The organism is Flammeovirga sp. AWQ4_249 (assembly GCF_056161045.1).
Genome location: NZ_JBSWYJ010000017.1, coordinates 105,457 through 124,639, shown reverse-complemented (window position 1 = coordinate 124,639; position 19,183 = coordinate 105,457). Strand labels below are relative to the sequence as shown.

Below are 19,183 nucleotides of genomic sequence, written 5' to 3'. Positions count from 1 at the left end.
AAATTAATTCAAAGAGTTTTTGCATGTGTGAGAGATGGTGTAGAATATGATAAAAATTATAGTCATTCTCTTGGATAATCCATACAAATCCTTTTGGTTTAACAATAAAGGAAAGATCTTGGTCTGACAATAAAGATAATTATCGTTATGGGTTTAATGGTAAAGAAAACGATAGGGATTTAAGCAGTTCTCAGCTGATTCAGGATTATGGCTTTAGGGTGTATAATCCAGTGATTGGAAAGTTTCTGAGTGTGGATCCGTTGACTAAATCTTATCCAGAACTTACGCCTTATCAGTTTGCTTCTAACACTCCAATTCAGGCTATTGATTTAGATGGGTTGGAACGATATCATTATCTTTATACTCTTGATAATGGAAAACCTAGACTTAAATACATATCAACACAAAAAACGAGATCAGACACGTTTCCAATAATTTTTGGGTTATTTTCTATGACATTAACTCAACCACTGGATGAGAGTCATGTTGTTTGGACTGTTAATGAGAATAATGTACCAACTGGTTATCGATTTAACTCTTACAAAGAAGCTATAGAAGCGTCAAAAAATAATTTTGAGGGGCTTAATGTAAGAAACTCCATTGTTATGGAGGATATGTTTGTTAATTCAGTAGCTAAAACTGGTGAAACTTTAGGGACCATTGGCGAAGCGTTATCAAATTTTGGAATAAAGCAAGTTGGTAAACCTCAAACTTTAAATGCAGATAATATCAACTTTAGTCAAACTAGTGTAAATGGTGCAGCTGACATTGTTAAAAGTATGAAGTCAAAAGGTTGGAAAGGTACTCCTATTGAAGTTATTGATTTGGGTAATGGAAAGTATGGAACACTTGATAATACAAGAGTTTACGCAGCTCAACAGACGAATACTCAAGTAAAAGCTTATGTATATAAACCAGATGATATAATACCAAAAAATCAAGCAAGACGATTTATGAATAAAAAAACAAAGGAATTACCAAAAACATGGGGAGAGGCTTATGATTTTAGAATTAAAAATCAAGCTGCAAGGTTTGGTAAAAAATATCCAAAGGGATCTCCGACATTAGAAAAAGTAGATGGAAAAAAAATATAATAATGGATTTATTAGATAAAAAAATAAGTGAAAAGTTTTCATATCCTGATGAATTTTTAATTTTAATTGAACAAGGAACAATTAAATTTTGGCCTTGGTATTTATTAGAGGGGGTAGAGTTAGAGGAAAAGTACAAAGGTTTAAGAGAACGCTATCCTCAGAAAAAATTAATACCTTTTGCAACTAAATGTGATTCAGATGATGTTGCATGTTGGGTAATAGGAGATTTAGAAACAGTTTATATTGTTCATGATTACGCTTCTAAAGGATTTGAAACAGTTAAAAAATATAAAGATTTTTGGAATTGGTTTAGACATGCAATTGAAGATATGATTGAATATAATATGTAACACCTACTCCCACTGTTCGTAATGTTAAGTGCTAGCGTCATTACGAACTATATCATTGTTTAAGTTTTCAACTTAAAACAACAATCCAAGCCAATCTACCCCACAAGTAGATTGGCTTGTTTCGTTTATTACATTATAGATTGAATCTTTCTTTTTGCAATAAAAGCATCAATCACAGAGAAGATATGTTTTTTATCTTCCTCATCGAATTTTGAAACTTCAAGGATTTCTCCACTGTACCTAATGTTAAGCGATAAGTATCATTACCAACTAGCATATTTTTTTTAATTTTGAAACTTAAAACAACAAACCCCCAACCCTCACAAACCAAAAAACTTATGGTGTTATTCTGCCAATATACCCATCCGCAATTCCATAAAAGCTACCCATCTAACAGATTTTCACTTTAAGAATAGTATCTTTGCATTAGTAGAAATAAACATTGTTATGTGTTCGTCACGATATATCAACCCTTTTACGAATTTTGGTTATAAGAAAATATTTGGAGTTGAAAACAATTAGGATATCCTTATATACTTTTTGAAGAAGTACTTCCTGCTGATAGTCAGATCCAGACGTTGACTTACAAGCCAACAGAACATTTACCCAAAAATGATACAGACCGTAAAGCGATTTATGATTTATATTGTGAAAATGAATTAAGAGAGAAATTTATCGTTGAGCTACAGCGTGTCTCACAAAAGTTTTTTAAAGACCAGACTATTTATTATTCTAGTTTCCCAATTCAAGAGCAAACAGAGAAGGGTATGTCTTGGAATTACGAACTGAAAGCCGTGTACGTAATTTCGATCATGGACTTTATTTTTGATGAAGAGGAGGAAGATTTCCAACATATTGTCGAGCTAAAAAAACCAGAACAATAAGGTATTCTACGATAAGCTAAAGTTTGTTTATCTAGAATTGCCAAAATTCCAAAAAACAGGAGACAGCCTAAAAACAAATTAACGTGATCAATGAGCTATCAGTAATCTTACTTTTAAGTATTAGATTTACTTTCATATTCAGGTGCCACTAATGGTGCCACTATTTTAAATTACATGTACTATTCTATATAATGAAAAATATGTAAATAGCTGATTTAGTATACTGTGTGTGAAATATTTTATACTGAAAACCAAAAACCATCCTCTTATTTAAAGGATGGTTTCCCAACTATTGTCTACCGCTATTAATTTAATAATTAATGAAATGAAATGAATTATATGAATCTATTTATTGTCTCTTTTTACATTAATGGTAAAGCATAAACATTGGCTGTATGACCAGAATGCACTTTAACATATGTCTCTATAATTTTTTGTTGTACACCTAATGCTTCGATTTCTTCAAAACCTTCCTGGATAAGTGTATCTTTTTCTAATGTCACTGTAAAAGTAAAATCATTACCCTCCCAGTTTCTATTATTACAATATTCTAAATTTTCTTTATATTGATTTCCTGCTAACTTATAAGCTCCTCCTCCTGCAATAAAATGTGCCGTTGAGTCCGAACCTTTATTCTCATCATGATTCAAGAATGCAAAATGATCTTTATTGATAATTTTAATCATTCTTTTCCCCTCTAAGTTCATATGTTGAACCGAATCTCCTTTAATAGTTACAGCAGAAACTAATTCCCATGTACCTTGAATATTAGGTGCCTTATGGACATCTATACAAGAACTAAATAGAATGCATAAAAGTATATAGTATATGGTTTTCATGTCTGTGTTTCATTGATCACATAACAAATGTCAATATTATCCATTCAAAGTCATTACATTTTCGACCAACAACATTTTTTTAACTCTATAAAGTACTTTTAAGAAATATTTACGGATAAAGAACAAAAAAAGAGAGACGAATGCCTCTCTTTAAAGTAATAAGTTAAAATAGGGTATGATAGTACTTTTTGAGATTCTTATCTATTGACAGAATCCTTAGTTTTCTTTTTAGTTTTGGGAGGCGATTTAGGAATTTCCTTTTTGCCAAAAAGATTTTTTGAGCCCCATTTTAGGGTACTTTCGCTGATAGTCATTGATGTTCTCATGTTTGAAGGTTATTAAGTTAATCGACGCAGTAAAATTATTAAATATTTCTCAAAATAACTATCGCAACCGGTTTAAATATGTTCTTTTAATGTTTTTTTATCTTCTCTTAAAATATGTATTTAAAAAGATATTAAGAATAAAGAAGTTTCCTACTAATTTTAAATTCTTTTTTACCACTAGAAATTTTTTTTTTACCAATTCCTCTTTTTTACAGATAGTAATTTTGTGACGTTCAATCAATTTCTTCATTTGAATTAGTACTAACACACTAATATACCTAACTAATATTTCTATGGATGCTAGAAAATTTAGAGAAGCCATTAAAGCGGCATTGGCATTTGTCATTGCTTATGCAATAGCCCTCCAATATAATTGGATGAATCCGTATTGGGCAGGGTTTGCAGTTTCTATGGTTGCTTTTCCTGGTTTTAATACTGGAATGAGTATGCGTAAGGCACTCTTTAGATTATGTGGTACAATACCTGGTAGTATCATGGGTTTAGTCATATCAGCAGTAGCAGGGCAGGATAGATGGTTATTTGTCTTTCTTGTAAGTGCTTGGCTTGTGATAACCACATTTTTGATGATTGCAGATAAAAGACATGCCTACTTTTATAATGTAATAGGGTTTACCATGGTAATGGTTATTATTGCTGATCCTTCTTCTTCAAGTGATGCTTTTAACCATGCATTATATCGTTCCATAGAAAATATATTGGGAATTGCTTCATATACACTAGTAAGTCTATTAATCTGGCCACTATTGGATGCAAGAAGACCTGAAGGATTGAGTATTAAAATAATCAATGCACAACAAAATTTACTGTCAAGTATTTTTTCTTCAATAGAAAATAATAATACGAAATCAATAAAAGAACCTAAAACTTTATTAGAAGACATCAACCAATTACAAGAAACAATTGATGTTGCAAGTTATGAAGATAACAAAGTGCACATGAATAAAGAAAAATGGGATTCTTTTTATGAAACTTCACTATTGACAGTAAGATCCTTGAATAGGATAGTTGTTGCTCTCAATAGCTTCGGTGGGGAAAATATCCAACGCATTATTTTAAATTCTGATGAAGTAATTTCTCAGATTAATAAAAGGTATGAATTAATTAAAGGATATATTGAACAAGTAGAAACTTCTCCTCTTGCAAAGACAATTGATCTAGATATTGACAGAAATTATTTGAATCAATTAAATAGTTCAGACAAAATTAGATATTCTTTAATCATCAACGAATTAAGAGAATTAGAGAAATACACGAAAGAATTAGTGGAAGTATTGCATGGAAAAGAACATGTGATTTTAGAGCAACAGAAAAAACTTTTGCATAACAGATTAATAGATTCTCTTTATGATTTAGATTTAATAAAGAGGGCTTTATTACCTGGTGTAGCAACATTTTTAGGTTATCTAGTTTGGATTTTTGTAAACCCTCCTGGTGGAACAATGTGGTTTACTTTGGCAGGACCGTCTGCTATGGCTATTTCGGCGACTCCACAAATGAACAGTAAAGACTTAATAAAAGGCTTAGGGTTTTTCTCTTTTATTATTTTAATAGTTTATGTTTTCGTTTTACCTGCACTATCTACATTTTATTGGTTAGGCATTGTCATATTTGTAATGGTATTTGCTGTTAGGTATTTTCTTAATGGTGTCATTTATCTTACAGCTTCCCTTGCAATTATGGGAATGGGTATCACCAATCCAATGTCATATGATTTTGCTCATATGCTTGAATCTGATTTTGCCAATGTATTTGTGACTGGTTTAGTGGTCTGGTCAGCCTACTTGATTCAGAATACACGCCCAGAGAAAGCATTGATTCATCAAATTCACCGTTTCTTTAAAAGCTGTAGCTTTTTATTGGAACATCATTCGTCAACTGAATTAAATTTCCTTCAAAGAATAAAATATAAAATTGCTGAACGTAGTATTCTAACTCTTCCAGAAAGTGTAGAAAATTGGAGTAAGGCTATTCCTTCTTCATTGTCACAGCCACATGAAACTACAGGTTTAATTATTGGATTAAGAAGAATTAGTATGCAATTAAATTTGTATATGGAAGAAACTATCCAACCTGAAGGGGATTATCAGAATTTCATGGTGGAATTTTACAAATGGAAAGATGAAGTTCTTGTATTATTGAATGCATTGGGAAAATTAAAAAAAGAAGAACCCCAATCTTTAGAATTACTTTTCAAACAAAAATATAGAAAAGTATTAGATATAATTAATGACAATCCAGTAGAGCAAGTAGCGTTTTACCCTGTCGTTGCAAGTTACTTAATGTTGACCAAGTCAATAATAGAATATTCAAGTTATGCAAAGGAAGTCAATTGGGATAAATTGAAAGAGGAAAGGTTTTCTTAATTTTTTTTTACCAATTAAAGAAAATTCTTTACCAATTCTATTTTTCTACATGCATTACCTTTGTAATGTAAAAAATTAAACGATTCTCTAAGAAACAATAACACGCATAAAATATGTTACCCTATGAAGTCAGCTTTGGAGATTTATTTCTCCCTAGAATGTTAGTTTCATTTCTAGTAGCGTTAGCAGTGACACAAGTCTCTGCAAAATTAATGAACAAATACAGAATAAGTAGATATTTTAGTTATGCTCCTTTAGTATATGTATGTATGCTTGTTATCTATACTGTATGGATTGACACCTTATTTGAAATTCTCTAACAATAGAAGCTTAATTAACGATTTTATTTATTCATCATGAAAAACAAACAATACATAATTACCACAGCAATAGTACTTGTTGCTATTTTATCTGTAGCCTATAAATATAGAAGTTACATTATACATCCTTGGACAAGAAATGGTCAAGTACAGGCTAATATCATTCAAGTTACACCTCGAGTATCAGGACCGATAGTTAATTTACGAGTTCATGATAATCAGTTTGTACATGCTGGTGATGTACTTTTCGAAATAGATCCTAGAACTTTTCAAGCATCATATGATGAAGCAAAAGCATCATTGAGAGGTACTTTTGATAATGTAAATGCAATGGAAGAGCAAATTAAAGTAGCTAGAGCTGATGTAGCTGTAGCCAAAACAGATGTTCAAGTTGCAGAAAGTAATATAAAAGAAATTAAAGCACAAATTCCTACTTACAAAGCGGAATACGATCGTCAAAGTAAAGGTCTTGCCAATGGATCTGCTTCACAACACGATTATGATAATGCTAAAAGTGGATATCAAGTAATCATGGAGCAATTGGCTGAAGCTGAAAGTTCACTTACACAAGCGAAAGCTAATGTGAAAAAAGCGGAAGCATCTTTAGCAGAAGATATCGCTAATTTAGGTGCTCATGGAGAACAAAATGCCCAGTACCAAGCTTCGTTAGCTCAGTTAGAGCAAGCAAAATTAAACTTAGAATTTACAAAAGTAGTAGCCCCAGTAGATGGATATGTTACGAACTTAAATTTAAGATTAGGAACACAAACTGTAGCAAATCAACCGGCTTTAGCATTAGTTGATGTAAATAGCTATTGGGTTTACGGTTTCTTTAAAGAAAATAGTATTAAGGATATCGAAGAAAATGATGTTGCAGTGGTAACATTGATGTCAAATGGTGATCAACCTATTAAAGGTTATGTTCAAAGTTTAGGATGGGGTATATCTCAAGACGACGGTAGTACAGGGAATGATCTTTTACCTTCAATCGCTCCAACATTTGAATGGATTCGTTTAGCTCAACGTATTCCAGTTCGAGTTAAACTGATTGATGTTCCTAAAAATATTCATTTAAGAGTAGGTCAAACAGCAAGTGTTTTAGTGAACACAGATGAAAAAATAGATCCCTCAAAAGAAGTTGAATTAGTTTCCTCACCCTCTTTACTAAGATAATCATGAAAAAGTTACTATCAATAATTGCGATATTGAGTATTACTTTTTCTGTTAATGCTCAAACAGCACATCTTATGGATTCTATTCCAGCTAATTGGGATGGAGATCTGGTAAATTATGAAGAAGTTGAAAGTGTTTCTAATTGGTGGAAAATTTTTGACGATCCAGTATTAAATGCTTTACTAGAAGAGACAGTAAAACAGAACCTTAATGTAAAAGTAGCAGTGCAGCGTATTGAGGAAGGGCGTTTACTTTATAAACAATCTCAATCTTCTTATTATCCATCTTTAGCTTTCAATATATCATCAATGTATGAAAGTGCTATTCCTTCTACAGAAACAGACAACAAATCTCACAATGGAGATTACAGTGCAGGTGTTTCATTAAACTGGGAAATAGATGTATTCGGTAGAGTACGTAAAGGAGTAGAAGTAGCGAAGTATTCTTACGAACAGGCTCAAGAAGATAAAAACAATGTAATGGTAAGTATTCTTGGAGAGGTATCTTCAGCATATATTCGATTGAGAATGTATCAAAACCAAATCATTGTTGCTGAAAATAACATCACTTCTCAACAAAGAGCTTTAGATTTAGCGACAAGTAAATACCAAAATGGTATGCAATCTAAATTAGATATTTATCAATCAGAATCTATTTTATATAATACTCAGGCTTCTATCAATAATTTAAAAGCACAAGTAGTCAATGAAATAAATTTGATTCAAGTATATATTGGTCAATTTCCTCAAAATATTCAGATGGCATTATTGACACCTGCTGAATTGCCTGATATCCCAGAAAAAATGCAGACGTTGCTTCCTGTAGATGTAGTACAGCAGAGACCTGATATTCGTTCGGCTGAAAAAGCAATGATGGGCATGGTAGCTAATGAGGAATTAGCGAGAGCAGAAATGCTTCCTTCTTTAGCCATTACAGGTAATGTCGGTTTTGAATCACATAATGCTTCAGATTGGTTTAATTCTGATGGCTTAAATTACTTTGTTGGTCCAACATTAAGTTGGGATATCTTCCAAGGAATGTACAAACAAAGAAATAAGCAAATCGCTAAAGTTCAATTCCAAGAAGCTCAATTAAACTACCAAAATACAGTTTTAACAGCAATGCAAGAAGTACAAAGTAGTTTATCGAATATTAAGCAATTAAAAGAATCAGCACAGTGGATTTCTCGTACAGTTGAAGCTTCTAATAATGCATTAAATATGTCTATGGATCAGTATCAACAAGGTATGGTAGATTATCAACCTGTATTGAACTCTCAACAGTCATTATTAAGTGCACAAAATGAGCAAGTGCAAACAAAAGGTAATTTATTAGGCCAAATTATCGCTTTATACCAAGCATTAGGCGGTAATTGGGTAGAAGAATAAAATATTTAATACAGTATTATTCGCAAAGGTTGTTCGGTTTTTGATCGGGCAGCCTTTTTTTTATAAAATATCTAAAATGAATTTATAGTTAAATAAATTTAGCGTAAATCATATAATTAATACATCTTAATCACTTGATTCCAATAAAAATGATCTTAAATTGCAATTGCTTACTTCACAGATAAACAACCCAATGATGCCAAAACAACCACAACAAAAAGAGATTCAGGAATTAGTATCTTTCTGTAAAAATGCTCAACAAAATGTAGAGCAATATATTATCTCTGATAATTACTACAATAGAAGTATGATGCTGATTACTTTTGAACATCTATTTATTCATGTCGAAGATTATTTGAGTCAGCATTTCCCAGATTTTGATCAACAACTTTATGTAGAATGTACACCTTCATCTATGCCTGTTTATGATTACGATGGTAGCGTATTTACTTTAGAATGTGCATCCGAATGGGTAGGTTGTAAAATTTTTGCAGATGCAGCTGAAGTTGAAAGTTCTTTATTAAAAGGAGATGGATATTCTGATTGGAAGATCATTCAAAATCATTTAAGAAAAACAAGAGCCTTAGTAAAAGGTCTAAGACAAGATCGAAGTAAAATGCCTTCAAAATACAGATCATAAGATATAAACCACTTAATGAAAGTTAGGTGGTTTTCTTTTTTTTGTACTATCTTGTTGGTATGAATAATCTCTTCTTTTTAATCATATTTTTCTTTTCAAATTCTATACTTTTAGCTCAAAATATTAGCGGTCAATACACCGGTTGCCATTTAAGGACTTCCTATACCTATGAATTTAAAGAGGGGAAATATTCCTATAATATTAATGGTCATCATGATGTTGCTACTTATTTTGGAAATTATAAGATACATGGTGATACGTTAATTTTAATAGAAGAAGGTAATGAATATTATACATTATTCATGATAAATGAAGATTCGTGTATTACAGATTTCGCTACACGATTTCAATATTGTAAACTAGAATATTATCCAGAAGATGAAGAAGGATTTATACTATGTGGTGAGAGAATTGCTAAATTAAATTATCCACATTATGATACAGATTCTATTACTATTAAATCTTTTTATAAGGTTTTTGATTTATCTCTTCAATATTTAATTGCAAATCGCTTAGTAGCACTAGATGATAAAGATAGTCTTCTACTAAACGCTTATTTTAAAATCGATTCTTCTTATCAATATATTAATCCTGATATTCATCTTAATTTCACAAATAAAGTTTCATCCGAAGTTCTTCATATCGAAGATGTTTTTCTACAAGAAAAATCCTTTGAAATTACTTTTGAAGTAAATCATTTCACTGTAAAACTTAAATTTAGAAAGGTTGTCGATCGTTGGATAATAGATAAAATGAATTGTCAAATTTTTGATAGTTTAAGCCTAAAGACGCGTATAGAATATACTAGGAAAAGCTTTAAAAATGATTTACTCTTTTTCTATTTCGACAAACTAAAGAATAAATCTGATTTTGATTTTGAAAATAATGAATCACTAATCATAGAATATAGTGATGATAATGGCTTAGGTAAGCATACTGTCCTTTGGATAAATATTAATGAAAAAGTATTTGCTGTATTCGATAAAAATCATCTAAAAAAAATCAAGAAAAATGAGCCGGAAAATAATGAATATAATGATCTGAAAAATAAGTTAATGAATGAATTTCCTCAACAGGAAAATAATATTACGGTTTACCCTGGAATAATCTATTCAATCACAATTTTAAACCCTAAAAAACATTATTATAAATCATTTCAATTTGAATCAAGTTCTTTTCTTGAAATTGAACATTAATGAAGTTTTCTAATTCAGTTTATTATCTTTAAAAGCTAACTTTTATAAATTCCTTTTAATTCCTTATACATAACATCTATGTACTATAAATCAGTTGTTTAAGACAAGGTATAATACCTATCTTTGTCTATGTCAATTCTTCTCTAATGGTATTTTTGTAAGCATTGATTTATCAAAAACTTAATTTAGATTTTCTCAATAGCACCTTCTTTGTTTAATTATCATGTTAAAACAATATTTTTACCTAGTTTTTATCACAGTCATTGGATGTACTGCTGCCCCCAAAGCAACAGATAATGATAATTCCGAGTCTCAAACTGAGGAAGTAGAAATGAAAGAATCTATGGAAGATGATATTCATAAGGTGGAGGAAATTGATGATGAGTTGAAATCTCTTATCGTGCAAGAAGATAAGGAAGATGATGATGACGAGGAAGCTCATGACCAATTAAGATTAGTAGGTATTTATGAATTTGATCAAAAAAACGATACCGAAGAACAAAGCGAAAACCAATACATTGCCTTCCAAACACATAATTATCAAATAGAAGGTTGGTATTATGGAATGACGGATGAATTTGATAAAAAAAGAGATGGTTATTTACCAGGTTACTTTGTTTCCAAAATAAAAGATTTCCAATCTAATGGTGACTCAATTTCTTTTAGACTTTCTGTTCATACTAATGAATGTTATGCATTACGATTTCCTGTTGGAATAGTAGATTCAGTAAAATTGAATGATTCATTTGAAAGTTGGGCGATTCAATTTAGTGGTTACAAAGAACTTCAATACAAAGGTGTAATTAAAGGAAATAAGATTGAGTTAGATATCAATGGTAAACCTAGAACATATTTTAAAACTAGAAATAAGTTTTATAAGGATACCAATAACTATGATCCTATAAAATGTAATAAAGAAATCTTATTTACTGTAGAAGAAAATATGACTCGTTTAGATGAAGAAACAATTTTTAATTTCTTTGAAAGCTTTGGTTATGTTTGTGAAGAAAATATAGAATATTCTGAATGGAGTAATCAATTATTATTCAATGTTATGGCTATTAAGCCAAAGGTATCGTTAAATGTTTTGGAAAGAAACGCATCCATTTTAGATACAACGTATATCTTTAATGAACTATCTCATCCTGTTGCAGGCAGTGTATCTTCAGATAGTTTGACAAATGCCATCGAAAGGGCAGGGACAAATAATAAAATGAAAGTAACAGTGCTAAGGCATTTACAAAAATAAATAATGCGAACTTAATTACTAAAACGGTGTACAAATTTTCCAATTTCAGCTCTTTAATTACTTATTTCTGTAGTGTAAAAAATAGGAATATTCACCTTGAAATTCCTAAACAGAAGAACTTACATGATAAAGTTGTAAACTGCAATTACTTATAATGTTGTAGTTTTTTATTAAAATAAAGGAGCATAAAGTTGTATTAGTTTTCTTACCAATTCATGATGTTTTTCCATACCTGCTTGTTTTGTTTCTTCTAACAATTGAGTGAATTGTCTAATTGCAGGCATTGGTGCTCCATTGGTCATCATTAATTCCAAAGCAATCAAAAAAGACTGATTATCGCTCGTTAGAAGTTGCATTAAATTATCAACTTCAAATCCTTCTTCTTTAAAATATAAAAAAGGAGTGTCTTCTGAAAATACAAATTCTCTTATCACTTCTTCTACATAAAAAGTGATGTTGTTGTAATCAATATTTTTAAACCATTGTGGACCTTCTAAGAAACCAAAGATGATGTGTGAAACCTTTTCATCTAATACTTCAGTTACCTTTACTTTTAATTTTTCTAACCTTTGCTTAAGTATATTTTTTTCTAAACTACAACCTTTACCAATATAGACGACAGCCTCTTTTTCAAAAGGATTTATTGTGTCCCTAGGTTCATTAATTAAACTTCTAAAACCAAAATTTCTTCTAAAGGCATCAATACTAAAATTGAACATTACAAAGAGCTCTTCCTTGGTTAATTGTTGCATCAGTCGGATCGGAGGATCTAATAATTGCTTTTTTAGTAAAGAATTCTGTAATGAATATGTAATTCTTTCCTTCTTTAAAAAATCTAAAAAGTCATTGAAAAGCGACATGTTTTGCATACCTATAAAATCCAATCCTTCCGTATTGATCGATTTCAGATCGGGAAGAAAAGCAATCGTATCAATAATCTCAGGAGTAAGTAATTTGTTGTTATTGATATTGATAAACTTCAATTCTTCTAGGTTTCTGATAAAATCGAGGTTTTTCAATTGCATACTTTCGGCCAAAAGAAATGTAAGACTTTTGGGTAAAATAGGATCTTTCTGAAGCGTAACATGTCCCATAAACAAACGTTGGAGTTTTGGGGCTTTGGCGAGATTAATTTCCTTTACAGGGTTATGACTGATGTCTAAGAATACCAAATCGGGTAGTTCTTCTACAAAACTTGGTATTTGATAGATCTTATTATTTGAAGCTGCAAAAGTGAGTAATGAAGGAGGTAAAGGAGGAATTTCTAAAACGTTATTTTGCCCTAATAAAATCCATTTTAGATAATGTAGTTTTGAGATGTTATGGGAAACATCTTTAATTTTATTTTTTACAACAACAAGCCTTTCTAATTGATTTAAGTTTTCAATTTCATTTGGAATACTTTCTACTTTACAATTAACAATTTCTAAATGCTTAAGATTTTTACATTTTTCATAAATAATAGAAAGGTCAAGAAAGTTACAATTGCTAATATTGAGGTATTCTAATTGTGAAAGTAGTGTACAACATTGATCTATATTTTCAATCTTCCCTCCTTTAATTTCGAGTTCTTTTAATGAACCTAAACTATCTAATTCGTCTTTTAAAATGGTAGAAGAACAGTTTTCAATGGTCAGTTTTTGTAATTGACTACATGCCTTTAAATTTTCTTTTATTTCATTTAAACTCCATGTTAACGGATTTCCTTCTTTATCCTTGTCATGTAAAACAATACATTCTACTGCGTCAGGTCTTCGTAAAGGAAACTTTTTTCTATTTTGAATGTAAACCGTAAATCCCATAAATGATTATTGAAAGGTAATGCGTTATTATCCTTTAAAGATGCATTTTTCCATTAAATTCTTCAAAATTGAAATGATATTTAAAATAAAATGCAGATCTTAATTATCGCTTTTAATCATAACACTAATCTAAAAGATAAAATTAGATGTCACTCTTAGATGAAGTTTCTAAAATCAGTATTCAACTCATTCTTAAAGAACCTTTTTATGGGCACTTTTTCACTGGTTTAGTCAAAGAAATTTCAGAAGACGTAAAGACTGCAGCTGTAGGGATAAATGGTTTGAATGGATTAAAATTGATGATCAACAAAAACTATTGGTATACACTAGAAAATGAAGAAAAGAAGTATGGCCTGATTAAACATGAATTGCTGCATTTGATTTTAAAACACATTACATTATCGAAATCATTTGAACATAAATTCTTATTTAATATAGCTGCAGATCTTGTTGTAAATCAATACATTTCACCTCAACAATTGCCAGAAGGTGGGTTTACATTAGAAAAACTTTGGCAATTGGAAGAGACCTATGCTTTTAAACTAGAAAGGAATAGAGATGTTTATTATTATTATAAAGCCTTGAAAAAACTAATGGATGATGTCACTTCAACTCGTAGTCTAGGAAATGAAAATTCTTCAAATTCTGAAGAAAGTGAATTAGAAAATGAAATAGAGGAGGATTTCAATGGAAGACCTATACCAACAAAATTAGGAGATTTATCGAATCCTTATCATGCTGAATTACAAAAGCATCAGTTTTGGGAAGAAGCCTCAAAATTATCTGATGCTGAGACCAAAGTGATTGATAGTAATATAAATGAAATATTAAAACAGACCTCAGAAAGATTAAAAGCGAAAGGTTTTGATTTGGAAAAGCAACTACCTGAAGGACTAACAGATTATATGAATGCCTTATTTCAGACTTTTGAACCTGTAGTCAATTGGAGAAGAATCATACGAATGTTTACCTCAAGTAGTGCCAATACAGTATTACAAAATACGTTAAGAAGACCTTCTAAAAGGTATGGTACAACTCCAGGTATCAAAATTAAAAGGAAACATAAGTTGCTAATTGCAATTGATACATCAGGAAGTATTTTAAAAAAAGATCTTGAAGCTTTCTTTATGGAGATTTATCATATATGGCGTCAAGGTGGAGAATTATATATTGTCGAATGTGATAATGAAATTCGAAAACATTATCCCTACAGAGGTAAAATTCCAGAATTACTTAATGGAAAAGGAGGGACCTCATTTTATGCTCCAATTGAATTTGCAAATGAAGTATACAAACCAGATGCAATCATTTACTTTACAGATGGATTTGCGGATGCACCAAAAATTTTTCCTAGAAAACCAATCTTATGGTTGATTACAAGTGATGGCATCATCGAAAATGATGCTTATTGGAGACAATTACCAGGACGAATTATAAGAATGAGAGATTAAAAAGTTATGAGCGAAGGAAAATATCAACCCAATTATACCTATTACGGGACAAAAGCTAGAGCGAAAGAAGTCGTTCAGTTTATAGAACATCTATTACAAGCAAATAAAACTGCTGAAGAAAAAGGACAAAAGCAATCTCCTGTATGTATTTGGGGTAGACATGGTATCGGTAAAACTGAAATTGTAGAACACATAGCAAAATCAAATGGCTATAAATGGACCTATATCGCACCTGCCCAATTTGAAGAAATGGGTGATTTGGTAGGTATGCCGACAATAGAAGGAGATGTAACTATTTTTAAAGCACCTGAATGGGTACCAAAGGAAGAAGGTCCAGGAATATTATTAATTGATGATGTCAATAGAGCTGATGATCGAATTCTTCGTGGCATAATGCAGTTACTACAAAACTTTGAGTTAGTGAGCTGGAAACTTCCAAAAGGTTGGCAAATTATCTTGACAGCAAATCCTGATGGTGGTGATTATTCTGTTACACCAATGGATGATGCAATGCTGACACGTATGATGCATATCACCATGAAATTTGATGCTAAAGATTGGGCATTATGGGCAGAAAAAAATGGGATAGACCAAAGAGGAATTAACTTTGTGTTGACCTATCCTGAAATTGTAGATGGAGATAGAACGACACCAAGAACTCTTGTTCAGTTTTTTGAAGCCATTGCTAATATTGAGGATTTATCACAAAACTTAGGCTTAGTACAAATGTTAGCGGATTCCTGTTTAGATGAAAATGCTGGAGCTACTTTTATATCATTTGTCAGTCAAAATCTTGAAAAACTAATATCCTCTGATGAAATATTGGGCTCAAAAGATTTTACAAAGGATGTTTATTCAACCATAAAAACCTTGGTATATAAAGAGACATTAAGAGTTGATATTTTAGCAACAATATGTACTCGATTGGTACATCATTTTCAATTAAATGATACATCGTTAAACAAAGAGCAACTCAACAACTTAAAAGATTTTATTAAAATAGATTTCCTTCCCAATGATATCCGATTAACTATGTTACAAGACTTGATGACTTCTAAAAATAATTCTGTAAAAATGGTAATGGGAGACCCAGAAATTGGGAAGATTTTGCTGGGGAATATGTAGGTGGATGTGTGGTTTTTGTATTAAGTTGGTATATAAAAAGTTACCCATGACTGAAGTCATGGGCTTGAATGTGGGTATCTCTCTATTTCGGGTTTAAAAAATAATTTTAATTACGATTCATCATATTAATAAACTATGTCTCATTCAAACTATCAATTATGGGTTCATGTTATTTGGACAACAAAAGGAAGACAAGATTACTTTACGTCTGATTTACTTTATCAGCATATTAAACCTTTATTATATAAAATAGGTGATGAAAATAGGATAAAGGTTTGTATATTAAATGGTTATAAGGATCATATCCATTGCCTTATTCAATTGAAGAGTAACCAGAATATTGCAGAGTGTGTCAAAATATTAAAAGGAATCTCTTCAAGAAGAATTAACGAAATGAATCTTTTTGATTTTGTTTTTGAATGGCAGGTTGGATATTATGCCTATTCTGTTAGCCCGAACCGTTTACAAACTGTAATTAACTACATAAAAAATCAATGGTCACGTCATGAAAAGATAGGAGTTTCAACAGAGCTTGAACATTTTAATAAAGTTCTAAAATATTAGATACAACTATCCACACTCAAGCCCATGACTTCAGTCATGGGCATAAATAATTATTGCCTTACAATTTTAACCCTCACCGATTTACTTATTGGTGTATTACTAATGTCAGCATATTGATCATTAGGAATTAAAACATTAGCTTCAGGGAAATAAGAAGCGAGATTACCTTGAGGAATATCATAGGGAACTAAAATAAAATTCTCTGCAGTTCTTGTGATCCCATTATAGTGACTTTTAAGGTTAACATTATCATTACCGTTCAAGCCTAGTTTTTCAATATCTTTAGGGTTTATCAATACTACTCTACGTTCATTGTAGATACCTCTATAGCGATCATCTAGACCATAAATAGTAGTGTTGTATTGATCATGCGAACGAATTGTCATCATTAAAAATTCATTCTCTTCAAGGTGGTGTTCAGGTAATTTGTTGATTGAAAATTGTGCTACACCACCTGGTAATTTAGAAAAATCAGCAACACGTGCATTATTGGGGAGGTCAAAACCACTTTTTTGTGTGCGATTTGTATAGTCATTAAATCCATCAAAAACCTCTGAGATTTTTGTTCTAATTAAATCATAGTTAGTTGATAATTGCAACCACTTGATAGAGTCAGAATTTTTAAAATAAGAGGAAGCTATATGACCTACTATTTGAGGTTCACTCATTAATTGATCTGATGCTGGACTAATTCTTCCTATTGAGCGATGCACTTTTCCCATGCTATTTTCAACCGTTACAAATTGTTTTTGACCATTTGTTTCATCCTTCTCAGTTCTACCAAGAGTTGGTAAGATTAATGAAGTTTTACCTGTAACTAAATGCGTTCGGTTTAACTTTGTGCTGACTGAGACCGTCAAATCACAATTTTTCAAGGCTTGAGCAGTATAATTTGTATCAGAAGCTGCCGAAAGAAAATTACCTCCCAAGGAAATAAATACTTTTGCATCACCTTCATACATAGCTTTAATAGAATGAACGACATCTAACCCTTCTTCCGTTGGTGGATTAAAATGGAAAACTTTCTTTAGTGATGCATTTAGTTTAGGAGAAACATGATGCATAATACCAACGGTTCTATCACCTTGTACATTACTATGTCCTCTTACAGGGCAAGTTCCTCCACCTTTAATACCAATACTTCCCTTCAAAAGGAGAAGATTGACACATTCACGAATATTTTCAACACCATTTTTATGCTGAGTAAGACCCATTGCCCAGCAAATAATTATTCTTTTCTTCTCGGCTAATAAGTTGACAATTGGTTGTATATCACTACTATTTAAACCTGTTTTTTGTAGTAATTCTTCTTTAGAGTATTGTGCAAGATCGGAGAGGAGTTCGTCACATCCATTGGTCTTATTTTTAATAAAATCCCAATCAAAAACATTTCCTCTATTATGTTCTAATTCTGTTAATTCTTTTAGTATATACTTTAAAAGAGGAATATCTTGATTGATTTTTACTTGTAAATAATGATCAGAAATAGGTGCTCCATTTCCAATAACACCTTTTATTTCTTGTGGATTTTTAAATCGTACTAATGCTGCTTCTTTTAAAGGATTAATACTGACTACTTTTCCTCCATTTTCTCTACATTTTTCTAAAGCAGTCAACATTCTAGGATGATTTGTACCTGGGTTTTGCCCAATTACCATCACAACTTCAGCATCTCCAAAATCTTCCAAAGTCACACTTCCTTTTCCAATTCCTAAGGTTTGTCCTAGACCAGCACCGCTTGATTCATGACACATATTGGAACAATCCGGCATATTATTCGTGCCGAATTTTCTTGCAAAAAGTCCATAAAGGAAAGCCGCTTCATTACTTGATCTACCTGAAGTATAAAATATAGCTTGATTAGGATCTTCTAGATCTTGTAATTGTTTTCCAATCATTGCAAATGCATTTTCCCATGAAATAGGAGTATAGTGTGTAGCACCTTCTTTCAAAACCATTGGATGAGTTATTCTACCACTTTTTCCAATTTTGAAGTCTGACCAATTAGCCATTTCTTCTACACTATATTTCTGAAAAAATTCTGGAGTGACTCTTTTATTCGTTGCTTCTTCCGCAACAGCCTTGACACCATTTTCACAATACTCACCTAGATTAGATCTCTTTTCAGGATCAGGCCATGCACAACCAGGGCAATCAATTCCTTCTTTTTGATTTAATTTTGATAATGTAGCAACTGATTTTGCAAGTCCCATCTCTTTCATTGCATGTTCCAAAGCAACCTTTACGGCAGGAACACCAGCTGCATACGATGGTGGTTTTGTTAATTTTAATCCTGTAAAAGTAGTTGGTCCTATAGCATCATGATGCTCTGTTATACTATTAGAAGGTGTTGTCATGTTTGGTGTGTTTGATATCAAAAATTGTATAACAATTAAAT

The 19,183-nt window shown here is 31.3% G+C and carries 16 protein-coding genes; 13 read left to right on the top strand and 3 right to left on the bottom strand.

Going from position 1 to position 19,183, the window contains the following annotated elements; all coding sequences use genetic code 11:
- The first annotated feature begins 74 nt into the window (after positions 1–74).
- The 3 genes from ACXAHM_RS14225 to ACXAHM_RS14215 all read left to right on the top strand — a co-directional run bounded on the left by ACXAHM_RS14225 (position 75) and on the right by ACXAHM_RS14215 (position 2,328).
- Positions 75–1,094: an RHS repeat-associated core domain-containing protein gene (locus ACXAHM_RS14225; RefSeq protein ID WP_474961117.1), complete on the top strand. Its 1,020-nt coding sequence runs from the start codon at positions 75–77 to the stop codon at positions 1,092–1,094.
- Between the two features lie 2 nt (positions 1,095–1,096).
- A complete protein-coding gene (locus ACXAHM_RS14220) occupies positions 1,097–1,444 on the top strand; it encodes a hypothetical protein (RefSeq protein WP_474961116.1) in 348 nt (115 codons plus the stop codon).
- A gap of 578 nt (positions 1,445–2,022) precedes the next feature.
- Positions 2,023–2,328, top strand: a complete 306-nt coding sequence (locus tag ACXAHM_RS14215; RefSeq protein WP_474961115.1) for a PD-(D/E)XK nuclease family transposase — start codon at positions 2,023–2,025, stop codon at positions 2,326–2,328.
- Positions 2,329–2,690: 362 nt separating this feature from the next.
- On the opposite strand, the gene ACXAHM_RS14210 is transcribed toward ACXAHM_RS14215, so the two are convergent.
- A complete protein-coding gene (locus tag ACXAHM_RS14210; protein WP_474961114.1) occupies positions 2,691–3,167 on the bottom strand; it encodes a hypothetical protein in 477 nt (158 codons plus the stop codon).
- 619 nt (positions 3,168–3,786) lie between these two features.
- On the opposite strand from ACXAHM_RS14210, the gene ACXAHM_RS14205 reads away from it, so the two are divergent.
- The 7 genes from ACXAHM_RS14205 (at position 3,787) to ACXAHM_RS14175 (ending at position 11,843) form a co-directional block, all read left to right on the top strand.
- Positions 3,787–5,877 carry an FUSC family protein gene (locus tag ACXAHM_RS14205; protein ID WP_474961113.1) on the top strand — a complete coding sequence of 697 codons (2,091 nt, stop codon included), beginning with the start codon at positions 3,787–3,789 and terminating at the stop codon, positions 5,875–5,877.
- Positions 5,878–5,990: 113 nt separating this feature from the next.
- The gene (locus ACXAHM_RS14200; protein WP_474961112.1) at positions 5,991–6,197 is read left to right on the top strand and encodes a DUF1656 domain-containing protein; all 207 of its coding nucleotides are present in this window, start codon (positions 5,991–5,993) and stop codon (positions 6,195–6,197) included.
- 36 nt (positions 6,198–6,233) lie between these two features.
- Complete coding sequence (locus ACXAHM_RS14195) at positions 6,234–7,370, top strand: HlyD family secretion protein (protein ID WP_474961111.1); 1,137 nt, start codon at positions 6,234–6,236, stop codon at positions 7,368–7,370.
- A gap of 2 nt (positions 7,371–7,372) precedes the next feature.
- Positions 7,373–8,758 carry an efflux transporter outer membrane subunit gene (locus ACXAHM_RS14190; RefSeq protein ID WP_474961110.1) on the top strand — a complete coding sequence of 462 codons (1,386 nt, stop codon included), beginning with the start codon at positions 7,373–7,375 and terminating at the stop codon, positions 8,756–8,758.
- Between the two features lie 193 nt (positions 8,759–8,951).
- Positions 8,952–9,398: a hypothetical protein gene (locus ACXAHM_RS14185; protein ID WP_474961109.1), complete on the top strand. Its 447-nt coding sequence runs from the start codon at positions 8,952–8,954 to the stop codon at positions 9,396–9,398.
- Positions 9,399–9,457: 59 nt separating this feature from the next.
- On the top strand, positions 9,458–10,594 hold the full coding sequence (locus tag ACXAHM_RS14180) for a hypothetical protein (protein WP_474961108.1): 1,137 nt from the start codon (positions 9,458–9,460) through the stop codon (positions 10,592–10,594).
- A 223-nt stretch (positions 10,595–10,817) separates the two neighbouring features.
- Complete coding sequence (locus tag ACXAHM_RS14175) at positions 10,818–11,843, top strand: hypothetical protein (protein WP_474961107.1); 1,026 nt, start codon at positions 10,818–10,820, stop codon at positions 11,841–11,843.
- Positions 11,844–12,013: 170 nt separating this feature from the next.
- Here ACXAHM_RS14175 and ACXAHM_RS14170 read toward each other — a convergent pair whose 3' ends face one another.
- Positions 12,014–13,645, bottom strand: coding sequence for a leucine-rich repeat domain-containing protein (locus ACXAHM_RS14170; protein ID WP_474961106.1), 1,632 nt, complete (start codon positions 13,643–13,645; stop codon positions 12,014–12,016).
- Between the two features lie 146 nt (positions 13,646–13,791).
- On the opposite strand from ACXAHM_RS14170, the gene ACXAHM_RS14165 reads away from it, so the two are divergent.
- The 3 genes from ACXAHM_RS14165 to tnpA all read left to right on the top strand — a co-directional run bounded on the left by ACXAHM_RS14165 (position 13,792) and on the right by tnpA (position 16,785).
- Positions 13,792–15,096 (top strand): vWA domain-containing protein, encoded by a 1,305-nt coding sequence (locus ACXAHM_RS14165; RefSeq protein ID WP_474961105.1) that lies wholly within the window; start codon positions 13,792–13,794, stop codon positions 15,094–15,096.
- 6 nt (positions 15,097–15,102) lie between these two features.
- A complete protein-coding gene (locus ACXAHM_RS14160; protein WP_474961104.1) occupies positions 15,103–16,221 on the top strand; it encodes an AAA family ATPase in 1,119 nt (372 codons plus the stop codon).
- Positions 16,222–16,356: 135 nt separating this feature from the next.
- Positions 16,357–16,785, top strand: coding sequence for an IS200/IS605 family transposase (gene tnpA, locus ACXAHM_RS14155; RefSeq protein ID WP_474961103.1), 429 nt, complete (start codon positions 16,357–16,359; stop codon positions 16,783–16,785).
- A gap of 50 nt (positions 16,786–16,835) precedes the next feature.
- Here the strand turns inward: tnpA and ACXAHM_RS14150 are convergent, their stop codons facing one another.
- A complete protein-coding gene (locus ACXAHM_RS14150; protein ID WP_474961102.1) occupies positions 16,836–19,142 on the bottom strand; it encodes an FdhF/YdeP family oxidoreductase in 2,307 nt (768 codons plus the stop codon).
- Positions 19,143–19,183: the final 41 nt, after the last annotated feature.